General features: G+C 62.6%; 20 protein-coding genes and 1 tRNA gene. 20 read left to right on the forward strand and 1 reads right to left on the reverse strand.

Annotated elements, in window-relative coordinates; all coding sequences use genetic code 11:
* The first annotated feature begins 170 nt into the window (after positions 1–170).
* Positions 171–1,121, forward strand: coding sequence for a 23S rRNA pseudouridine(955/2504/2580) synthase RluC (gene rluC, locus E4634_RS11525; protein ID WP_135443981.1), 951 nt, complete (start codon positions 171–173; stop codon positions 1,119–1,121).
* 8 nt (positions 1,122–1,129) lie between these two features.
* A complete protein-coding gene (locus E4634_RS11530) occupies positions 1,130–1,780 on the forward strand; it encodes an HAD family hydrolase (RefSeq protein WP_135443983.1) in 651 nt (216 codons plus the stop codon).
* A gap of 85 nt (positions 1,781–1,865) precedes the next feature.
* Here the strand turns inward: E4634_RS11530 and E4634_RS11535 are convergent, their stop codons facing one another.
* Positions 1,866–2,441, reverse strand: coding sequence for a Maf family protein (locus E4634_RS11535; protein ID WP_135443985.1), 576 nt, complete (start codon positions 2,439–2,441; stop codon positions 1,866–1,868).
* Between the two features lie 187 nt (positions 2,442–2,628).
* On the opposite strand from E4634_RS11535, the gene E4634_RS11540 reads away from it, so the two are divergent.
* The 18 genes from E4634_RS11540 to E4634_RS11625 all read left to right on the forward strand — a co-directional run bounded on the left by E4634_RS11540 (position 2,629) and on the right by E4634_RS11625 (position 19,974).
* Positions 2,629–3,081 (forward strand): YceD family protein, encoded by a 453-nt coding sequence (locus E4634_RS11540; RefSeq protein WP_167854868.1) that lies wholly within the window; start codon positions 2,629–2,631, stop codon positions 3,079–3,081.
* Positions 3,082–3,083: 2 nt separating this feature from the next.
* Positions 3,084–3,266, forward strand: coding sequence for a 50S ribosomal protein L32 (rpmF, locus tag E4634_RS11545; RefSeq protein ID WP_135443989.1), 183 nt, complete (start codon positions 3,084–3,086; stop codon positions 3,264–3,266).
* A 239-nt stretch (positions 3,267–3,505) separates the two neighbouring features.
* Positions 3,506–4,462, forward strand: coding sequence for an ACP S-malonyltransferase (gene fabD / locus E4634_RS11550; RefSeq protein WP_135443991.1), 957 nt, complete (start codon positions 3,506–3,508; stop codon positions 4,460–4,462).
* Between the two features lie 8 nt (positions 4,463–4,470).
* Positions 4,471–5,214 carry a 3-oxoacyl-ACP reductase FabG gene (gene fabG / locus E4634_RS11555; protein WP_135443993.1) on the forward strand — a complete coding sequence of 248 codons (744 nt, stop codon included), beginning with the start codon at positions 4,471–4,473 and terminating at the stop codon, positions 5,212–5,214.
* A gap of 142 nt (positions 5,215–5,356) precedes the next feature.
* Positions 5,357–5,593: an acyl carrier protein gene (gene acpP, locus E4634_RS11560; protein ID WP_135443995.1), complete on the forward strand. Its 237-nt coding sequence runs from the start codon at positions 5,357–5,359 to the stop codon at positions 5,591–5,593.
* A 95-nt stretch (positions 5,594–5,688) separates the two neighbouring features.
* Positions 5,689–6,933 (forward strand): beta-ketoacyl-ACP synthase II, encoded by a 1,245-nt coding sequence (fabF, locus tag E4634_RS11565; RefSeq protein WP_135443997.1) that lies wholly within the window; start codon positions 5,689–5,691, stop codon positions 6,931–6,933.
* A gap of 11 nt (positions 6,934–6,944) precedes the next feature.
* The gene (gene pabC, locus E4634_RS11570; RefSeq protein WP_135443999.1) at positions 6,945–7,805 is read left to right on the forward strand and encodes an aminodeoxychorismate lyase; all 861 of its coding nucleotides are present in this window, start codon (positions 6,945–6,947) and stop codon (positions 7,803–7,805) included.
* On the forward strand, positions 7,802–8,842 hold the full coding sequence (gene mltG, locus E4634_RS11575) for an endolytic transglycosylase MltG (RefSeq protein WP_135444001.1): 1,041 nt from the start codon (positions 7,802–7,804) through the stop codon (positions 8,840–8,842). The genes pabC and mltG overlap by 4 nt, the downstream gene beginning before the upstream one ends.
* Positions 8,839–9,486 carry a dTMP kinase gene (gene tmk, locus E4634_RS11580; RefSeq protein ID WP_135444003.1) on the forward strand — a complete coding sequence of 216 codons (648 nt, stop codon included), beginning with the start codon at positions 8,839–8,841 and terminating at the stop codon, positions 9,484–9,486. The genes mltG and tmk overlap by 4 nt, the downstream gene beginning before the upstream one ends.
* Positions 9,486–10,475 carry a DNA polymerase III subunit delta' gene (gene holB / locus E4634_RS11585; protein WP_135444005.1) on the forward strand — a complete coding sequence of 330 codons (990 nt, stop codon included), beginning with the start codon at positions 9,486–9,488 and terminating at the stop codon, positions 10,473–10,475. The genes tmk and holB overlap by 1 nt, the downstream gene beginning before the upstream one ends.
* Positions 10,476–10,493: 18 nt before the next feature.
* Entirely contained in the window at positions 10,494–10,847 is a 354-nt protein-coding gene (locus tag E4634_RS11590; RefSeq protein WP_135444007.1) for a PilZ domain-containing protein, read from the forward strand.
* Positions 10,848–11,373: 526 nt separating this feature from the next.
* Positions 11,374–11,458, forward strand: a tRNA-Leu gene (locus tag E4634_RS11595).
* A 78-nt stretch (positions 11,459–11,536) separates the two neighbouring features.
* Complete coding sequence (tig, locus tag E4634_RS11600) at positions 11,537–12,862, forward strand: trigger factor (RefSeq protein WP_135444009.1); 1,326 nt, start codon at positions 11,537–11,539, stop codon at positions 12,860–12,862.
* 65 nt (positions 12,863–12,927) lie between these two features.
* The gene (gene clpP / locus E4634_RS11605; RefSeq protein WP_135444011.1) at positions 12,928–13,569 is read left to right on the forward strand and encodes an ATP-dependent Clp endopeptidase proteolytic subunit ClpP; all 642 of its coding nucleotides are present in this window, start codon (positions 12,928–12,930) and stop codon (positions 13,567–13,569) included.
* A gap of 111 nt (positions 13,570–13,680) precedes the next feature.
* Positions 13,681–14,976, forward strand: coding sequence for an ATP-dependent Clp protease ATP-binding subunit ClpX (gene clpX / locus E4634_RS11610; protein ID WP_135444013.1), 1,296 nt, complete (start codon positions 13,681–13,683; stop codon positions 14,974–14,976).
* A gap of 127 nt (positions 14,977–15,103) precedes the next feature.
* Positions 15,104–17,515: an endopeptidase La gene (lon, locus tag E4634_RS11615; protein ID WP_135444014.1), complete on the forward strand. Its 2,412-nt coding sequence runs from the start codon at positions 15,104–15,106 to the stop codon at positions 17,513–17,515.
* A 117-nt stretch (positions 17,516–17,632) separates the two neighbouring features.
* Positions 17,633–17,980, forward strand: a complete 348-nt coding sequence (locus tag E4634_RS11620) for an HU family DNA-binding protein (RefSeq protein WP_167854873.1) — start codon at positions 17,633–17,635, stop codon at positions 17,978–17,980.
* A gap of 110 nt (positions 17,981–18,090) precedes the next feature.
* Positions 18,091–19,974 carry a SurA N-terminal domain-containing protein gene (locus tag E4634_RS11625; protein ID WP_135444018.1) on the forward strand — a complete coding sequence of 628 codons (1,884 nt, stop codon included), beginning with the start codon at positions 18,091–18,093 and terminating at the stop codon, positions 19,972–19,974.
* Positions 19,975–19,988: the final 14 nt, after the last annotated feature.

The raw sequence follows: 19,988 nt of genomic DNA on the forward strand, positions 1-19,988 counted from the left end.
TCGCTTCGACTCCTTCGTGTGCTGCCCTGGCGGTACCTTGCAATTTCGTCGGCAGGCCCAATCTTCACCAGCGGCTGTACATGCACGCCACCGGAAACCTTCACGGTGCGTGCGACACACCCGGCGATAGTAACAGCATGTTTAGGAAAGTTAAACGATTTCCGTAGCTTATGTCAGACAGTGAAAGCGGGCGGCCAGGCGTACGCCACCTGACGGTGGACGCCAACTCCGAGGGCCAGCGATTGGACAACTACCTCACCCGGGAGCTCAAGGGCGTCCCGCGCACGCGCCTGTACAAGGCTCTGCGCAAGGGTGAGATCCGCGTGAATAAAGGGCGCGCCAAGGCGGACTATCGCCTGGGCGAGGGCGACATCGTGCGTATCCCGCCGCTGCGCACTGCGGCGCCCGGCGAGCCGGCCAGCGTGCCGCGCTTCTGGACCGAGCGGGTGCTCGACAGCATCATCTATGAAGATGACGGCATGCTGGTGGTGAACAAGCCCTCGGGGCTGGCCGTGCACGGCGGCAGCGGTCTCAACTACGGGCTCATCGAGTGCCTGCGCCAGGCGCGCAGCGAGGATCGCTACCTGGAACTGGTGCACCGCCTGGATCGCGACACCTCGGGACTGATCATGATCGCGCGCAAGGCGAAGGTCCTGCGTGAACTGCACCGCCAGTTGCGCGGTGACGAGGTCGACAAGCGCTACTTCGCGCTGGTCGCGGGCAAGTGGCCGCGCAGCCTAGCGCGGGTGGAGGCGCCCCTGCTGAAGAACGTGCTGCGTTCGGGTGAGCGCATGGTGAAGGTCGATCGCGAGGGAAAGCCCTCGCTCACCGAATTCAGTGTGGTGGAGCGTTTTCCCGGCGCAACCCTGGTGCAGGCGAAACCGGTCACTGGCCGCACCCACCAGATTCGCGTGCACGCACGGCACGCGGGCTTCCCGCTGCTGGGCGACGACAAGTATGGCGATGAGGCGGGGGCGGCGCTGTGCGCGCAACTCGGTCTCAAGCGGTTGTTCCTGCACGCCAGCGAGCTCTCCTGCAAAGTGCCGGACAGCGGGCGCATGCGCTGGTCCGCTCCGCTCGACGAAGATCTTGAAAACACATTAGATAAACTTCGTAACTAACTGCATTTATGATTATATTCGATTGGGATGGAACCTTGTGTGACTCCGTGTCACAGATTGTCACCAGCATTCAGTCCGCGGCGTCGGAGCTCGGGGTCGAGGTGCCCAGCGATGAGGCCGCGGCCAATATCATCGGCCTCGGCCTGCCGCAGGCGGTCGCGGTGCTGTTCCCCGACGCCCCTGAAACCCTGCTCGAGGACATCGCCCGGGTCTATTCCCGGCATTACGTGAACAGCGAACAGGGGCCGCCGCGGTTGTTCCCGGGCGCCCTGGAGACCCTGCAGGCACTCAAGGATCGCGGTCTCGAGATTGCCGTGGCCACCGGCAAGAGCCGCCGCGGCCTGGATCGCGTGCTCGGGGTGCTGGGCCTCGAGGACTTCTTCCACACCAGTCGCTGCGCGGATGAGACCCGGTCCAAGCCGGACCCGTTGATGCTGGTGGAAATCATGCAGGAGCGCGGCGTCGCACCGGCGGAGGTGGTCATGATCGGTGACACCGAGTACGACCTGGCGATGGCCGCCCACGCCGGGGTTCCCTCCGTGGGCGTCAGCTATGGGGTGCATTCCCCTGAGCGGCTGTCCGGGCACGCGCCGGTGGCCATTGTCGACAGTTTGCCCGAATTGCTGGACCTGCCGGCCCTGGCGGCGCGGCGGAGCTGATTCTAGTGGCGCGGCTGGTTCTGGCGCCGTGATGCGCTAATTCTGCCTGCGCGCACGGCCAACTCTGGCGGCGCGATGCGCATAGTTAAGGCAGCGTGAATCCCGCTGCCCGCAGTAAGCGGCAGGTGGTTATCAGAGGCAGCCCCTCCAGTGCGGTGGGGTCGTCGCTCTCGATGCGCTCGAACAGGGCGATGCCCAGTCCCTCACATTTGAAACTGCCCGCGCAGTCATAGGGTGTTTCCGCCGCCAGGTAGCGCTCGATCTCCGCGTCTTCCAGCGTCCGGAACGTGACCCGGGTGCTGTGCACCTCGCACCGGGCGTGGGCCGGTTCGCCCCGCACCAGCGCCACGGCGGTGAAAAATTCGACCGTTTTTCCTGAGCTGGCCTGCAGCTGTGCCGCGGCTGCCGCGTGTACGCCGGGTTTGCCCATGCACTGGCCGTCGAGGGCCGCGACCTGGTCACTGCCCAGTACCCAGGCATCCGGCGCGGTGGCGCCAACAGCCCGCGCCTTGGCCATGGCCAGGCGTGCCGCCAAGTCCTGCGGGCTCTCCCCGTGGAGGGGGTGCTCGTCCACCCCGGGGTCCCGGCACGCGAAGGGCAGGCACAGCCGTTCCAGGAGCTTTTTCCGGTAGCGCGAGGTCGAGGCGAGCAGCAGATTCATGGGGCCCTCTGGCCGAGTGTGAATAGTGGTGAGAACTGCTTGTATTCTATAGAATTTTTTTTGACAAAGGGGGGGCGCGTCACTATGATGCGCGCCTATGTTGAGCGACCCCCTCCCGACACTGCTAGACGCCCGCAAGGCGGCAGCGCGGGGCGCGGCCGTCAGCGGTGTGCTGCAACCCTCGAATTTGCCGCGTTTTCAAGCGCTTTTAGCAGGCGATGAAGGCAGGATCGAGGCGCAACTGGCGTTCAACCGGGACGAGGAAAACCGCCCGGTGGTCAGCGTTGAGGTAAGTGCACAGGTCCAGGTGACCTGCCAGCGCTGCCTGCAGCCGATGCCGCTGGCTCTAAACGGCGCGGCCCGGTTGGGCATTGTCTGGACCGATGAGCAGGCCAGGCACCTGCCACGCGACCTCGATCCACTGGTCGTGGGCGAGGAGGGGTGTAACCTGTGGGATATCGTCGAGGAGGAACTGATTCTCCTGATGCCGCCCTACAGTTATCACGAGACACAGGATTGTAAACAGATACTGTCCGAGTACAGCGCGGACGTCGAGCCCCCGATGGAGCCGGCCCCGGAAAAACCCAACCCGTTCGCGGTGCTGGCCCAGCTGAAGCAGGACGAAGAGCCCAGGAGTTAGCCATGGCAGTTCAGCAAAACAGGAAGACCCGTTCGCGGCGCGGCATGCGTCGTTCCCACGACGCCCTCGGCGGCGTGACCACCAGCGTCGACCAGACCTCCGGTGAAACCCACCGTCGTCACCACGTCAGCGCTGATGGTTTCTACCGCGGCAAGAAAGTCGTGGACACCGGCGCTGACGACTGAGCACTGACGCCGCCGGAAGCAATCCCGGTAGCGGCTATTGTCAGCAGCGCAGCGAACAAACACGGGGGAGTTCCTTCCCCGCGCCAACAGCGCCACCCCCGGTGGCGCTGTGCGCATTCCCCACCCCGATTTTTACCCAACACAGGCTCCCGACGCAGGGGCCGGTGTGCGCATGTCCGGCCTTCGTGGCCCTTGGACAGGCGCGCGCTCAATAAACGTCGAGATGACAGGAAGTTGCCATGTCCCAGAACAAGACCGCTTTTGTATTCCCAGGCCAGGGTTCCCAGAAGATCGGCATGCTCTTAGCAGCCCATGCCGCCTATCCGGAAGTCCGCGACACCTTCGCCGAAGCCGCTGAAGTCCTCGGCTACGATGTCTGGGCCCTCGTGCAGGGCGATGACCAGGACGCCCTCAACCTCACCGAAACCACCCAGCCAGTCCTGCTGACTTCTTCTGTCGCGCTGTGGCGCGCCTGGAACGCGCAGGGCGGTGCGACGCCGGATATTATGGCCGGCCACAGTCTCGGTGAGTTTTCTGCGCTGGTGTGTGCCGGCGCGCTGTCGTTCACCGATGCAGTGGATCTCGTGCGCCAGCGCGGGCGCTTCATGCAAACCGCCGTGCCGGTGGGAGAGGGCGCCATGGCCGCGGTTATCGGCCTGGACGACGACACGATCAATAAACTGTGTGCCGAGACCGACGGCGTGGTCGCCGCGGTTAATTTCAATTCCCCGGGCCAGGTGGTTATCGCCGGACACAGTGCGGCGGTCGATGCCGCCGGTGAGGCGCTCAAGACCGCCGGGGCGAGAAAGGTCATGCCGCTGGCAGTGAGCGCACCTTTCCATACCGAACTGATGAAGCCGGCCGGCGAACGCCTGGCCGAGGCCATTGCCGGCGTTGCTATCAACACGCCTGCGGTGCCCGTGGTACACAACGTGCACGCGCGCACTGAAAGCGACCCCGAGAAGATCCGCGCGCTGCTCGTCGAACAGATCTACAGCCCGGTGCAGTGGACGCGCTGTGTGCAGACGATGCTCGATGCGGGTGTCGGCGCCGCCGTCGAGTGTGGTCCCGGCAAGGTGCTGACCGGCCTCGCCCGGCGTATCGACAAGTCGCTGCTATGCTATGCCATCGAGGAGCCGGCGGATCTCGCCGAAGCTGTCGAGGCACTGGGCGAACACCAATGTGAGGGAGCTTGAAACAACCGATGAGTGACGCGAATAAGGTAGCCCTGGTCACCGGGGCGAGCAGGGGTATTGGCCGGGCTATCGCCGAGCAACTGGCGGCCAGCGGTTTGACGGTAGTGGGCACTGCGACCAGCGAATCCGGAGCGGAAGCGATCACCGCCTACCTGCAGGCGGCGGGCAATCCCGGCTGCGGCATGCGCCTGGATGTCGCCGATGATGACAGTGTCAACTCGGTCATTGCCGCAATTAACGAGCGTTTCGGTGCGCCGCTGGTGCTGGTCAATAACGCCGGTATCACCCGCGACAACATCCTCATGCGCATGAAGCCCGATGAGTGGAGCGACGTCATCGATACCAACCTCAACGCGCTGTACCGCGTGAGCAAGGCCTGCCTGCGCGGCATGACCAAGGCGCGCTGGGGACGCATCGTCAACATTACCTCGGTGGTCGGCTCCATGGGCAACATGGGACAGAGCAATTACGCCGCTACCAAGGCAGGTGCCGAGGGCTTTGCACGGGCGCTGGCCCGGGAGCTGGGCTCGCGCGCAGTCACCGTCAATTGCGTGGCCCCGGGCTTCATCGATACCGACATGACCCGTGAACTTCCGGAGGCGAACCGCGAGTTGCTGTTGCAGCAGATTCCCCTCGGCCGACTCGGTGAGGCGGCGGAAATCGGCGCCCTGGTGACATTTCTTTGCAGTGACGCTGCCGCGTACATCACCGGTGAAACAATCCACATTAACGGCGGCATGTACATGGGGTAAGCTGGTCAACAGAAAACTGGCCGGATAGGCTGGAACAGCGGGAAAAAAAGTTTATAACTATCAAACAAAACAGAGTAAAATGCGCGCGCAGGCCGTAAATTCTGGTTTGATATAGCACTAAACTCAGGAGTGACAAAACATCATGAGCAGCATCGAAGAACGCGTTAAGAAAATCGTCGCGGAACAGCTTGGTGTAAAAGAAGAAGAAGTGTCTACCGAGGCGTCCTTCGTCGAGGACCTTGGCGCTGATTCTCTGGACACTGTGGAGCTGGTGATGGCCCTCGAAGAAGAATTCGAGACCGAGATTCCCGATGAGGAAGCCGAAAAAATCACCACTGTTCAGTTGGCTATCAACTATATCAACGAAAACCTCGCCTGATACAAGAACGCCCCCGAGAAGCCGTTTCTATTTTAAGATAGAGCGGCTTTTCTACGTTATGTAGTCCTGAAAGCCCAAAATCAAAGGAGTAAGCGTTGATAGGCAGAAGAGTCGCCGTGACAGGGCTGGGCATGATCAGCCCGGTCGGTCTCACCGTCGCCGAGACCTGGGAGAATATTCTCGCAGGGAAAAGCGGTGTCTCGCCAATCGATACCTTCGACGCCTCCGCCTACACCACGCGCTTCAGCGCCAGCGTGCGCGGCTTCGATATCGGGCCGTATCTCGAGCCCAAGGAAGCCCGCAAGATGGACACCTTTGTCCAGTACGGTATGGCGGCGGGTATCCAGGCCTTTGAGGACAGCGGGCTGGAGATCACCGAGGAACTGGCGCCGTATGTTGGCTGTGCCATCGGCTCAGGGATCGGCGGTATCGGCCAGATCGAAAAGAACTCCGAGATCCTGAAAACCTCCGGGCCACGGCGCATCTCCCCGTTCTTTGTGCCGGGTTCGATCATCAACATGATCTCCGGTAACCTCTCGGTGCGCTACAACATGCAGGGTCCGAACCTCGCCCTGGTTACTGCCTGCACCAGTGGCACGCACAACATCGGCATCGGCGCCCGGTTGATCGCCCAGGGCGATGCCCAGGCCATGCTGGTCGGTGGTGCCGAGATGGCGACCACGCCGGTGGGCCTCGGGGGGTTCGCCGCTGCGCGCGCGCTGTCTACCCGTAACGACGATCCCGAAGCGGCGTCGCGTCCCTGGGACCGCGACCGCGACGGCTTCGTGCTGGGGGAGGGGGCCGGTGTGCTGATGCTCGAGGAACTCGAGTCCGCCCGTGCGCGCGGTGCCCGCATCTACGCGGAAGTCACCGGCTTCGGTATGAGTGGCGACGCCTACCACATGACCCTGCCGCCGGCGGATGGTCGCGGCGCGGCGTTGTCCATGTCTAACGCGGTGCGTGATTCCGCTGTACCTCTGGACCAGATCGATTACATCAATGCCCACGGCACGTCGACCAATGCCGGCGATGTCGCCGAGAGCCTCGCGGTTGCGCGGGTCATGGGCAGCGCCGCTGAACAGGTGGCGGTAAGTTCCACCAAGTCCATGATCGGTCACCTGCTCGGTGCTGCCGGCGCAGTCGAGGCCATCTTTTCGGTGCTGGCGATACGCGACCAGGTCTGCCCGCCAACCATCAATCTGGACAACCTGGACGAGGGCGCGGCGCCACTCAATTTCGTGCCGCATACTGCCCAGCAGCGCACTATCCGCAACGTGCTCTCCAACTCCTTCGGCTTTGGCGGCACCAACGGGTCCCTGGTGTTCAGCAGGCTAGACTGACCGCCCGGCCAATGCAGCCGCCCGTACCCTCGATCTGGGTGGATGGCGAGCCGGCGACGGCGCTGCCGCTGCCGGACCGCGGTCTCGACTTCGGCGATGGCCTGTTCGAGACCCTGTTGCTGCAGCTCGGCCACGCCCACTTTCTCGACTACCACCTGCAACGCCTGTCCAGCGGACTGCAGCGCCTGGCGTTCCCCGACTGCCTGGCGCGCTGCGAATCTGCGCTGCGCACCGCGGCGCAAGGTCTGGCCGAGCTGCCCTGGGCCGCACTGCGCATCACGGTATCGCGCGGCGCGGGTCCGCGCGGCTATGCGCCGCCGCCGGATGCGACACCGCGCATCGTGGTCACCGCGGCCCCCTTGCAACAGGATCACCGGGACCCGCCTGCGCCGCTTGACGTAGCGGTGGCGCAGATTCGCTGGTCTGCACAGCCCGCGCTGGCGGGACTCAAGCACCTCAACCGTCTCGAGCAGGTTATCGCGGCGCGCCAGGCGACGGCGGCCGGCGCCGATGACGCGTTGATGCTCGATGCCGCCGGCAATGTTTGCTCCCTGGCTGCGGCCAACCTGTTTATCGTCGAGTCCGGCTGTTTGTACACGCCGCCGCTCGCCGACTGCGGCATTCTGGGTACGCGGCGGCGACTGGTGATCGAGCGCCTGGCCCCGGCGTGTGGTCTTTCGGTGCTGGAGCAGTCGCTCTCACTGCAGCGTGTCCAGGACGCCGAGGAAGTGTTCTGCAGCAACAGCCTGCGCGGCCTGCAGCCCGTGGGCAGTTGTGATACCCGGCGTTGGCAGGATCATCCTGTCGCCAGGCGCCTGCACCAGGCCTATGTCGACGTCCTGGCGCGCGATTTTGACGGGGGCACTGCGTGAAGCGTTGGCTGGGTATTGCACTGGTGCTCATGCTCCTGCTCGGCGGCCTGTTGGCCGCGCTGTTGCAGCAGCGCTGGGAGCGCGCGCTGGCCATCGACGAGAACGGCCTGTTCCTGATGGTCGAGCCGGGCGAGACTCTCGCCGCCGTCGCTGCGCGCCTGCAGGCCGAGGGTGTCTACCCGGACCCGTGGCTGTTGCGCCTTTACGGGCGCGCTACCGGCCTCGACCAGCGCATGCGTCACGGGGAGTACCTGGTAAGGCCGGGCACGACACCCGCGGCCCTGCTCGAATTGCTCAGCTCCGGACTCGTGATCAGCTACCAGGTCACCCTGCCGGAGGGAATCACCCTGGCGCGTGCGATTACTCTCCTGCAACAGGAGAAGCAGTTGGAGAGGTTGCTCACCGGCCCATCGGATCCGCTACTGCTCACGCTGGTCGCGCCGTTCGAGAATCCCGAGGGCTGGTTCTTCCCCGACAGCTACCGCTATGAGCGCGGCGCGACCGACTTCGATATCCTGCAGCGGGCCAACCGCGCCATGCGTTCGGTGCTGGAAGAGGAGTGGGCGCAACGGGCACCCAATCTGCCCTACGAAACGCCCTACGAAGCCCTGATCATGGCGAGCATCGTCGAACGCGAGACCGGCATGCCCTCGGAGCGTGCCGAGATTGCAGGCGTCTTCGTGCGCCGCCTGTGCAAGAACATGCTGCTGCAGACCGATCCCACGATCATCTACGGCCTGGGCGACGACTACAGCGGCGACCTGCGTCGCAGTCACCTCAGGGATGCGGGCAATCGCTACAACACCTATCGCCACCGCGGGCTGCCGCCATCGCCCATTGCGCTGCCCGGGCGCGCGGCAATCCACGCTGCACTGAACCCGGCGCCCGGCGACACACTGTTTTTCGTCGCCCGCGGCGATGGCGGACACCAGTTCAGCGTGACCCTTGCCGAGCACGAACGCGCCGTGCGTAAATACCAGCTAAAGCGGCGCGAGGATTACCGTTCCAGCCCGCCACCCGAAGCAGAAGCCGAATGACAGCCCGAGGACTCTTCATCACCGTCGAAGGCGGGGAGGGCGTTGGTAAATCAACCAACATGGCCTTTCTCGAGGAACGCCTGCGTGGCCTCGGCGTCGATCTCGTGGTGACCCGCGAACCCGGTGGCACGGCACTCGGCGAGGAGCTGCGTGCGCTGCTGTTGCAACCGCGTGAGGAACCCATGGCCGCGGCGGCGGAGTTGCTGCTGATCTTCGCGGCCCGCGCCCAGCATATCGAGCAGGTCATCGAGCCGGCCCTCGCCGCGGGCCACTGGGTCTTGTGCGACCGCTTCACCGATGCCACCTATGCCTACCAAGCCGGCGGGCGCCAGCTGCCGGTCAGTCTGGTGCGCGAGCTGGAACAACTGGTGCAGGGCGAGCTGCGCCCGGACTACACCCTGCTGCTCGATGCCCCGGTCGATGTCGGCCTGTCCCGCGCCGGTGAACGCGGCGAACTGGACCGCATCGAGCGCGAACAGGCCGAATTTTTCGAGCGCGTGCGCGCGACCTACCTGCAACTGGCCGAAGAGAGCAGCGGACGCTATCGCTGTATCGATGCGTCCCGGCCGCTTGACGCCGTGCAGTCGGATCTGCAGGGTTTCTGCGCCGAACTCGGCCAGTGCTGGAATGCGAGGCTCGGCTGATGGAACTCGCCGGACTTCCCGCCTGCAGCGCGCCCCTGCCATGGCAACAGCCGGCCTGGGAGCGCCTGGGCCGCCAGCGCGAGGAGGGCAGATTACCGCACGCCCTGCTTCTGGCGGGCGCCGCGCATATTGGCAAGGAGCGGCTGGCGCTGGCCTTGTCCCGCCTGCTGCTGTGCCACCAGCCCACGGGCGGTATCAACTGCGGCAAGTGCCATGCCTGCGAGTTGAGTGCTGCCGGTACCCATGGCGACTTCCGCTGGGTAGCGCCGCAGGAGAAGAGCCGGGTGATCAAGGTCGACCAGGTGCGCCAGGCCATCGACTTCGCCAGTCGCACCGCGGGGCAGGGCGCCGCCAAGGTGGTGGTGATATCGCCCGCCGAGGCAATGAACACCAACGCGGCGAATGCGCTGCTGAAGTGCCTGGAAGAACCGGCCGCGGATACTTTCCTGCTGTTGGTCAGTGCACGTGTGCAACGCATTCCCGCCACCGTGCGTTCGCGCTGCCAGATGCAGCGACTGGTCACGCCCTCGGCGGAGCAGTCGCTGGCCTGGCTGGACCAGGTAACCGGCGAGCGCGGGGAGAGCGAGCGCTGGCTGGATTTTGCCGGCGGGCTGCCGCTGCTCGCGGAATCACTCTACGGCAGTGCAGACGCTGAGAAACAGGTGGCATCCCGCATTGCCTGCCGCGCGCTGCTCGCCGGGCAGGTGGGGGTCGGCGAAGCAATCAATATGCTCGAGGACGTCGACCTGGAGCAGGTGCTCGAGCAGGTCGCGGATACCGTGCGCCGGGAGTTGCGCGGTGCCGCCGCGGGGCAGCTCCAGGGCGAGCCAGCCCGGCGCCTGTTCGCGCTGCTCGACGAAATCGGGGGCCTGCAGCGCGCGGTTGCCGCGGGCGCCAACCCCAATCGTCAGCTGTTGTGCGAAGTAGTGCTCGAAAAACTGCATTTTCTATTGGGAGGCCCCCGGGCCGGTGGTAGTATCCTGCGGTGATGGCTAGAGGTCGACACGATGAATGACAACAGACAGAACAGCCGCAACGGCATCCTGTCGTTGACGATCAAGGACAAGGCGGTGCTGTATTCCGCCTACATGCCGTTCCTGGCCGACGGCGGCCTGTTCGTGCCGACCAACAAGCCCTATTCGCTGGGCGATGAAGTGTTCATGCTGCTTACCCTGATGGAAGAGCCGGAGAAGATCCCGATTGCCGGCAAGGTCGTGTGGGTCACTCCGCGCGGTGCCCAGGGGAACCGCACCGCCGGCATCGGCGTGCAGTTCAGCGAGCAGGACGCAGCTGCCAACGCCAAGATCGAAAACCACCTCGCTGGCTCCCTGAATTCGGAGCGCCCCACGCACACCATGTAGTCCGACTTAAAGTCGAATCTCCATATATCAGCTAACGTGTTGAATAATATAGATATAGCCCAAAAAAATGGGTCCCAAAGGGGACCCAAGAAGACCATTAGGAGTGAAACATAAAGGAATTGCTTCCCTTAGAGAGCATTGGGTTTGCTCCCGCGACCACCCGAATAAACTAGGGGATAGGTAGCCACACTCGTAGTATCGCGCCATTCTGGGTAATTTTCCACACTCTGCATTGTGGTTTTTTTAGGCTATTTAGGAATATAAAAAATAACCATAATGAATAATAGTGTTAAAAATTTTCCCGATCCTGGCCTAAAGATCGATCCGCGGCGGCCGATAATCTGACCTTGGCGCCCGCCATCCACCGCGTATTTTCCGCAGTTGAACAGCCCCCCGGTTTGTGGCAGAATCTGCGCCCTTGCGCCGCTTCCAACTGTGAATTTCTGGTGTTGAATATCTCCTATAATTCAAAGAGTTGAGCAGAGATAGCTCGAGTCATTTCTAGGAATTTTCCGGGAACGGCAGCGCGGAAGTGGCGAAATTGGTAGACGCGCTGGATTTAGGTTCCAGTGCCGCAAGGCGTGAGAGTTCGAGTCTCTCCTTCCGCACCAGATTCCGATTAGCAAGACGGCGCTGACTCATAGCAAGTAGGCAGCCCAGTACAACCTGGATATTGATGAGGACATACCATGCAGGTATCGATTGAGACCACTTCCGGCCTGGAGCGCCGGCTGACCGTCGGTGTCCCCGCCGCGCGGGTCGACAGCGAAGTGGATGAGCGACTGAAGAAGGCGGCCAAGAACGTGCGCCTGCCTGGCTTCCGTCCGGGCAAGGTGCCGATGAAGGTGATGCGTCAGCGCTACGGCGAAGGCGTGCGCCAGGAAGTGCTCGGCGAAGTGATGAGCCAGTCCTTCCAAGAGGCGGTGGTGCAGGAAAAGCTGCGTCCCGCGGGCCAGCCCAGCATCGAACCGCGCTCACTGGATGCCGGCAAGGACCTCGAGTACATCGCCACCTTTGAAGTGCTGCCCGAAGTGGAAGTGGTCGATATGCAGGGCATGCAGGTCGAGAAGCCCGTTGCGGAAGTCACCGATGCGGACATCGACAACATCATCGAGGTGTTCTGCAAGCAGCAGGGCACATGGGAAGAGGTGGAGCGCGCAGCCGCCGAGGGCGACAAGGTCAATATCGATTACGCGGGCACCCGCGACGGCGAAGCCTTTGATGGCGGCAGCGCCGAGGGCGCCGACCTCGAACTGGGCTCTGGCCGCATGATCCCGGGCTTCGAGGATGGCATCGTCGGCATGCAGGTCGGCGAGGAAAAAGTGCTCGAGCTTACCTTCCCGGAGGAGTACCACGCCGAGGAACTGCGCGGCGCGGCCGTCGAGTTCAAGGTAAAACTGAACAGCGTCCAGGCGCTGGTGCCGGCACCGGTCGACGAGGCGCTGTTTGCCCAGTACGGCGTGGAAGAGGGTGGCGAAGAGCAGTTCCGCAAGGAAGTCAGCGAAAACATGTCGCGCGAGCTGAAAAATGCCGTCGAGGGCAAAATCAAGCAGCAGGTCATGGACGCAGTGCTCGAGGCGCACGGCGGTGTGGAGCTTCCCCGCGCCCTGGTCGCCCAGGAAGTCGACGCCCTGCGACGCCAGATGTTCCAGCAATTCGGCGGCGGTGTTGGCCAGAATCTCGATCTGAAATCCCTGCTTCCGGACGATATGTTCGCCGAAAACGCGGAAAAGCGTGTGCGTCTGGGCCTGGTCCTGTCAGAGCTGGTCAGCAAGAACGGTATCCGCGCCACCGCCGACCGCGTGCGTGCAGCGGTGGAAGATCTGGCCTCTACCTACGAGGACCCGGAAGAGGTCATCAACTGGTATTACTCCAACCGTGAGCAACTCGCCGCGGTGGAATCGAAGGTATTGGAAGATCTGGTAGTTGAAAAACTGCTGGAGGGTGCGAATATTGTGGAGAAGGAGTGCAGCTATCAGGAGGCGATTACCCCCGCCGGCCAGGAAGACGCCTGATTCCTCCCCTCCGGGCCGGCCTTCGCGCCGGCCTCCATCCAGCTATGCGATAAGGAACGGTATATATGTCATTTCAGACGGACGGGCGTAACGCAAACACCATCAACAACCTCGGGCTGATCCCGATGGTCGTGGAGCAGACCTCACGCGGGGAGCGCTCCTACGACATTTACTCCCGCCTGCTGAAGGAGCGCGTCATTTTCTGTGTTGGCCCGGTCGAGGACCACATGGCCAACCTGATCGTCGCCCAGCTGTTGTTCCTGGAGTCCGAGAATCCGGACAAGGACATCCACCTGTATATCAACTCACCGGGCGGCAGTGTCACCGCGGGACTGTCCATCTACGACACTATGGAATTCATCAAGCCCGACGTCAGCACCATGTGTGTCGGACAGGCCGCTTCCATGGGTGCGTTCCTGCTCTCCGGCGGCGCCAAGGGCAAGCGCTTCTGCCTGCCCAATGCGCGCACGATGATCCACCAACCCTCCGGCGGTGCCCAGGGCCAGGCCACGGACATCGAGATTCACGCCCGCGAAATCCTCATCATCCGCAAGAAGCTCAACGAGCTGATGGCCGAGCACACCGGCCAACCGCTCGAGGTTATCGAGCGCGACACCGAGCGCGACCGCTTCATGAATGCCGAGGAAAGCAAGGCCTACGGGCTGGTCGACGAGGTCGTGAACAAAAGGGGACACGCCGCACAGTAACGTTACATATCCGGTGTTTGATGGTCCGTAGGACTTGCAAAACACCGGAAAAAACATCATCTTTGAGCTTATGGCGAAGATGATTCAGATATTTTCTTTCAGGGCGGTCTAATGAGCGACGAAACCACCAAGTCTGGCGACGACGGCGGCAAGCTGTTGTATTGCTCCTTCTGTGGCAAGAGCCAGCATGAAGTGCGCAAATTGATCGCCGGCCCTTCGGTGTTTATTTGCGATGAATGTGTCGATCTTTGCAACGATATCATTCGCGAAGAGGTGCAGGAGAGCGGTGGTGAAGCCGCCAAGGATCGCCTGCCCGTCCCCCAGGAAATCAAGGCTATCCTGGATGAATACGTTATCGGCCAGCAACGTGCCAAAAAGGTACTCTCTGTAGCGGTCTACAACCACTACAAGCGCCTGCGTCATGGTACCGGCGGTCGTTCCGACGACGTGGAACTGGGCAAGAGCAACATCCTGCTGGTCGGCCCCACCGGCTCCGGCAAGACGCTGCTCGCCGAGACCCTGGCGCGCTTGCTCGACGTACCCTTTACCATCGCCGACGCCACCACGCTCACCGAAGCGGGCTATGTCGGTGAGGACGTCGAGAACATCATCCAGAAGCTGCTGCAGAAGTGTGACTACGATGTGGAGAAGGCCCAGATGGGCATCGTCTACATCGACGAGATCGACAAGATCTCGCGCAAGTCTGACAACCCCTCCATCACCCGTGACGTGTCCGGTGAGGGTGTACAGCAGGCACTGCTCAAGCTGATCGAGGGCACGGTTGCCTCGGTGCCGCCCCAGGGCGGTCGCAAGCACCCGCAGCAGGAATTCCTGCAGGTGGATACCTCGAATATCCTGTTCATCTGTGGCGGTGCATTCGCCGGCCTGGACAAGGTGATTCGCAATCGCTCTGAAAAAGGTGGCATCGGCTTTGGCGCCGAGGTCAAGAGTAAGGACGAGACGCGCAATACCGGCGAAGTCCTGCTCGAGCTGGAACCGGAAGACCTGGTGCAGTACGGCCTGATCCCCGAGTTTGTCGGTCGCCTGCCGGTGATCGCCACCCTCGAGGAACTGGACATCGACGCCCTGGTGCAGATCCTCACCGAACCGAAGAACTCGCTGACCAAGCAGTACAGCAAGTTGTTCGAAATGGAAGGGGTCGAGGTGGACTTCCGCGAGGACGGCCTGCGCGCCGTCGCCGAGAAGGCTATGGAGCGCAAGACCGGCGCTCGCGGCCTGCGCTCGATTCTCGAGGGCGTGCTGCTGGATTCCATGTACAACATCCCGTCGCGCAATGACGTCAGCAAGGTCGTGATCGACGAATCGGTGATCCGCGGGGATTCCGAGCCCCTGCTGGTCTACCAGAATCACGAACCGGCCGCTCGCGCCGCCTCGACGGACGATTAACCGGGCGCCCGGCCTGGCCGGGCGTCTCGCCGGGACGTTTTAGGCGTCCCTCGGCGGTTGCAATTCCGGTTGTCGGCCCCATATCCGGAAGAGCATACGTCTTATCACGCCCAACCCGGAGATTACCATGGGTTCATCGTCTGTAACCGCACTTCCCCTGTTGCCCCTGCGCGATGTGGTGGTTTATCCCCACATGGTGCTGCCCCTGTTCGTCGGGCGGGAGAAGTCCATCGAAGCTCTCGAGCACGCGATGGCCAACGACAAGCAGGTCCTGCTCGTCGCCCAGCGAAACGCCGCCGATGACAACCCCGGCCCCGATGATATCTACCAGGTGGGCACGGTTTCCAACATCCTTCAGTTGTTGAAGCTGCCTGACGGTACCATCAAGGTGCTGGTGGAGGGCGGTTACCGCGCCTCGGTCGACAGCGTCGATGACGACGGCCCCTTTGCCGTCGCCAACGTGCGCGAAATCGAAGGCGAGATCATTCCGGAGAGCGAGGCGGAGGCACTGCTTCGCTCTACCAACACCCAGTTCGAGAAATACGTCAGCCTGAGCAAGAAAGTCCCCGCCGAGGTGCTGACCTCCCTGACCGGCATCGATGACCCAGGCCGCCTGGCGGATACCATCGCCGCACACATGAGCGTCGACCTCGCCGAAAAACAGCGCATCCTCGAGATTCCCGACGTGCGCAGCCGGCTGGACCACCTGATGGGCCTGATGGAGGCCGAGATCGACCTGTTCCAGGTCGAGAAGCGCATCCGCGGCCGCGTCAAGAAGCAGATGGAAAAGAGCCAGCGCGAGTACTACCTCAACGAGCAGATGAAAGCCATCCAGAAAGAGCTCGGGGAGATGGACGAGGCGCCCAACGAGGTCGATGAGCTGCAGGCGCGTATCGACCAGGCGAAGATGCCCGAGGAAGCGCGACAGAAGGCTGAAGCAGAACTGGGCAAGCTGAAGATGATGTCGCCGATGTCTGCCGAGGCCTCGGTAGTGCGCAGCTACATCGACTGGATGGTCAGTGTGCCCTGGGCCAAGCGCAGCAAGGTCAAGCACGACCTGAAGCGTGCCCAGCAGATCCTCGACGAGGACCATTACGGTCTGGAGGAGGTCAAGGACCGCATCCTCGAATACCTCGCGGTGCAGAAACGCGTGCGCAAGGTAAAAGGCCCGGTGCTGTGCCTGGTCGGTCCGCCCGGCGTCGGCAAGACGTCCCTGGGTGAGTCGATTGCCCGCTCCACCAATCGCAAGTTTGTGCGCATGGCCCTGGGCGGCGTGCGCGACGAGGCCGAAATCCGCGGTCACCGGCGTACCTACATCGGCTCGATGCCGGGCAAGTTGCTGCAGAAGATGGCCAAGGCCGGCGTGCGCAACCCGCTGTTCCTGCTCGACGAGATCGACAAGATGGGTATGGACCACCGCGGCGATCCGGCTTCTGCCATGCTCGAAGTGCTGGACCCGGAGCAGAACCACGCGTTCAACGACCACTACCTGGAGGTGGATTACGACCTCTCGGATGTGATGTTTGTCTGCACCTCCAACACCATGAATATTCCCGGCCCGCTGCTGGATCGCATGGAAGTCATTCGTATCCCGGGCTACACCGAGGACGAGAAACTCAATATCGCCCAGCGCTACCTGATTCCCAAGCAGGTAAAGCTGAACGGCCTGAAGAAGGATGAACTGACCATCAGCCAGGAAGCGGTGATCGACATCATTCGCTACTACACCAGAGAGGCGGGTGTGCGTGCACTGGAGCGTGAAATCGCCAAGGTCTGCCGCAAGATGGTCAAGGCGATCACCATGGGCGACGCCGAGGGCGGCACCAGCGTATCCGCCGAGATGCTCAGCGACCTGCTCGGTGTGCGCAAGTACAACTATGGTATCGCCGAGGAAGAGAACAAGATCGGCCAGGTGACGGGTCTGGCGTGGACCTCGGTTGGCGGCGAGTTGCTGACCATCGAAGCTGTCGCCGTGTCCGGCAAGGGCCGCTACGTGAAGACCGGGTCACTGGGTGATGTGATGCAGGAGTCCATCCAGGCGGCGACCACCGTGGTGCGCAGCCGTTCGCAACTCCTCGGCATTCCCGCCAATTACCACGAAAAACACGACGTGCACATCCACGTGCCCGAAGGTGCTACACCCAAGGATGGTCCCAGCGCAGGTATCGCGATGTGTACCGCCCTGGTGTCAGTGTTGACCGGGATTCCCGTGCGCGCCGATGTTGCCATGACCGGCGAGATTACCCTGCGCGGTGAAGTGCTGCCGATCGGCGGTCTCAAGGAGAAACTCCTGGCGGCGCGTCGCGGTGGAATCAAGACGGTGATTATTCCGAAAGAGAACGAACGGGACCTTCGCGAAATTCCAGAAAACATTAAGAAAGACCTGAATATTCGCGCCGTGAAATGGATTGATGAAGTGCTGTCGATCGCCCTTGAAACCATGCCGCAACCGATGTCCGACGAGGATTATCTCGCCGACTCGGTAACGGCCAAGGCCGAGAGTGCAGAAGAAGAAAAAAACAGGATTAATACTCACTGAAGCCAGGGCATCTTTGTTGACTGGACTACTCGCTAGGTATAGAGTCGTCCGTCAGCCTTTTGGTGCCCTGACCTCCCGCATTTAACCGGGTTTTCAGTCCGGCGAGATCACGGGAGGCTGCTCAAATACAGCCCACCCCGGGCCCCAAATCTTAAGACATACGCAGACTATTCTTCCAAGGGGATAAGTGTGAACAAAACTGAATTGATCGATGCCATCGCCGCTGCCGCCGACCTGCCCAAGGCCTCCGCAGGCCGTGCGCTGGACGCCGTTGTCGATGCCATTACCGACGCCCTGAAAAAAGGTGACCAGGTATCCCTGGTTGGTTTCGGTACCTTCTCTGTCAAGCATCGCAGTGCACGTACCGGCCGCAACCCGCAGACCGGCGCGACCATCGAAATCGCCGCTTCCGATGTGCCCAGCTTCAAGGCGGGCAAGGCGCTCAAGGACGCTGTAAACTCCTGATACTTTTCTCGCTGCCACACACGGTTTTAACTCGATCGCAGTGGTGACGGCTTGAACAGCTGAAAAGGCGCACTGCATAGTGCGCTTTTTTTTTAACGAGAGAGCAATCCATGCTTCAGGACATCCGAAAAAGCACGCAGGGAACCACCGCAAAAATTATCGTCGGCCTGATCGTACTCGCCTTCGCCTTCTGGGGCGTCGAATCGATCCTGCTCGGCGGCAGCAGCAATGCGGTTGCCGAAATCAACGGCGAGGAAGTCTCGCCCGTGGAACTGCAGCAGGCGATCAACGTTGAACGCCGCCGGCTGGTAAGCCAGTCGGGTGGTGAAATCGACCCGGCCCTGCTCGAGGAAGAAGCGCTGACCCAGGGCGCACTCCAGGACCTGATCGCGCGCAAGCTGATGCTGCAATCCGCGCGCGAGCGGGGCATGACCGTATCCAACGCACAGATCGGCGCAGTGATTGCCGGCATGCCGCAGTTCCAGATCGACGGCGTGTTCTCCGAGGACCTGTACCGCGCCGCCCTGGGCGAGGCCGGTTATTCACCGAACTCGTTCCGAATGGCGGTGCATGACGACATGCTGCTCTCGCAGTTGCGCTCCGGCCTGGCAGCCAGCGAGTTCGCGACGCCTGCCGAGTTGGCGACAGATGCGAGTATCATCGCTGAAATGCGCGACATCCGATTCCTCACCGTCGGGCTGGAGGCATTCCAGGACGTGGGGGAGATTGCCGAGGGCGATATCGAGGCCTATTACGATGCCAACGCCGAGAGCTTTCGTACTCCCGAATCCGTCGACCTGAACTACATCGAACTGCGCGCCGAAGACTACCGCCAGCCGGTAGACGAGGATGCCCTGCGCGTGGCGTTCGAGCAGGAGCTGCAAAACGCCGGGTACCAGACCGAGAGCCGCGTCTCGCACATCATGCTGGTACAGGGCGCTGACGAATCCGACGACGCTTACGCCCAGCGTATCGCTGAAGTACAGGCCAAGCTGGATGCAGGCGGTGATTTTGCGGAACTGGCTGCGGAGTATTCCGACGACCCCGGTTCCGCGGCCAGTGGTGGCGACCTCGGTTATACCGCCGGTGATGTATTCCCCGAGCCCATGGAGGAGGCCATCGCCGTCCTGGAACCGGAGCGGATTTCCGCCCCGGTGACTACCGATTCCGGCACGCACTTCCTGCTGGTTACCGAGCGCCGCGAGGCCGCGCCGCCCAGCTTCGAGGAGCTGCGGCCGCAACTCGAACATACGCTTGCCATGGACGCCGCGCGCGACGAATTGCTGCGCGTGGTGGAAGCACTGAAGGACCTGGCGTTCAACGCCGAAGACCTGTCCGGTCCCGCTGAGGAACTCGACCTCGAGGTGAGCGAGGTTGAAGGGGTGACCCGCGACCAGTCCGAGGGACTGTTTGCCAATGACAGCCTGCGCCAGGCAGCCTTCTCCGACGAAGTCCTCGGCGGCGGCATGAACAGCGATGTCATCGAACTGAGCCCCGAGGAGTGGGTCGTGCTGCGCGTGCGCGAACACCACGATCCCGAGGTATTGCCGCTGGCCGAAGTGCGCGAGCAGATCGTCGCACAGATCTCCCAGGAACGCGCCCTGGCCGCAGCGGAGCAGGCCGCACAGCGGGCTGCCGCCGCTGTGCGCGCCGGCAGTTCGCTGGTGGACTACGCCGCTGATGCGGGCTACGCATCCCAGGTTGAACTTGCGGTGAACCGCACCAATACGACAATGCCGCGCGAACTGCTGGTCGATGCATTCCGCCTGCACGCGCCCGCCGAGGGCGAGAGCAGCGTGAGCTATGTCGCCGCTGCCGGCGGTGGCTTCTACGTTTACGAGCTGGCCCGGGTCACCCCCGGCTCACTGGCTGTGTTGCCGGAGATTCAGCGCGAGAGCCTCAGGCGCCTGATCAGCGGCGAATACGGCTCGCTGATCGACAGCGCCTACCGGCAGAGCCTGCGCGAAGCCGCAGATATCGAGGTCATGCTCTAAGCACTGGAAAACAA

It is taken from the genome of Mangrovimicrobium sediminis (assembly GCF_004745945.1).
GTDB lineage: Bacteria > Pseudomonadota > Gammaproteobacteria > Pseudomonadales > Halieaceae > Mangrovimicrobium > Mangrovimicrobium sediminis.

Coding starts and splice junctions, on each gene's coding strand:
- tmk (WP_135444003.1), top strand. CDS start 8,839: ATGACAGCCCGAGGACTCTTCATCACCGTCGAAGGCGGGGAGGGCGTT.
- clpX (WP_135444013.1), top strand. CDS start 13,681: ATGAGCGACGAAACCACCAAGTCTGGCGACGACGGCGGCAAGCTGTTG.
- clpP (WP_135444011.1), top strand. CDS start 12,928: ATGTCATTTCAGACGGACGGGCGTAACGCAAACACCATCAACAACCTC.
- E4634_RS11625 (WP_135444018.1), top strand. CDS start 18,091: ATGCTTCAGGACATCCGAAAAAGCACGCAGGGAACCACCGCAAAAATT.
- rpmF (WP_135443989.1), top strand. CDS start 3,084: ATGGCAGTTCAGCAAAACAGGAAGACCCGTTCGCGGCGCGGCATGCGT.
- acpP (WP_135443995.1), top strand. CDS start 5,357: ATGAGCAGCATCGAAGAACGCGTTAAGAAAATCGTCGCGGAACAGCTT.
- fabG (WP_135443993.1), top strand. CDS start 4,471: ATGAGTGACGCGAATAAGGTAGCCCTGGTCACCGGGGCGAGCAGGGGT.
- E4634_RS11535 (WP_135443985.1), bottom strand. CDS start 2,441: ATGAATCTGCTGCTCGCCTCGACCTCGCGCTACCGGAAAAAGCTCCTG.
- tig (WP_135444009.1), top strand. CDS start 11,537: ATGCAGGTATCGATTGAGACCACTTCCGGCCTGGAGCGCCGGCTGACC.
- rluC (WP_135443981.1), top strand. CDS start 171: ATGTCAGACAGTGAAAGCGGGCGGCCAGGCGTACGCCACCTGACGGTG.
- E4634_RS11590 (WP_135444007.1), top strand. CDS start 10,494: ATGAATGACAACAGACAGAACAGCCGCAACGGCATCCTGTCGTTGACG.
- lon (WP_135444014.1), top strand. CDS start 15,104: ATGGGTTCATCGTCTGTAACCGCACTTCCCCTGTTGCCCCTGCGCGAT.
- fabD (WP_135443991.1), top strand. CDS start 3,506: ATGTCCCAGAACAAGACCGCTTTTGTATTCCCAGGCCAGGGTTCCCAG.
- pabC (WP_135443999.1), top strand. CDS start 6,945: ATGCAGCCGCCCGTACCCTCGATCTGGGTGGATGGCGAGCCGGCGACG.
- E4634_RS11530 (WP_135443983.1), top strand. CDS start 1,130: ATGATTATATTCGATTGGGATGGAACCTTGTGTGACTCCGTGTCACAG.
- holB (WP_135444005.1), top strand. CDS start 9,486: ATGGAACTCGCCGGACTTCCCGCCTGCAGCGCGCCCCTGCCATGGCAA.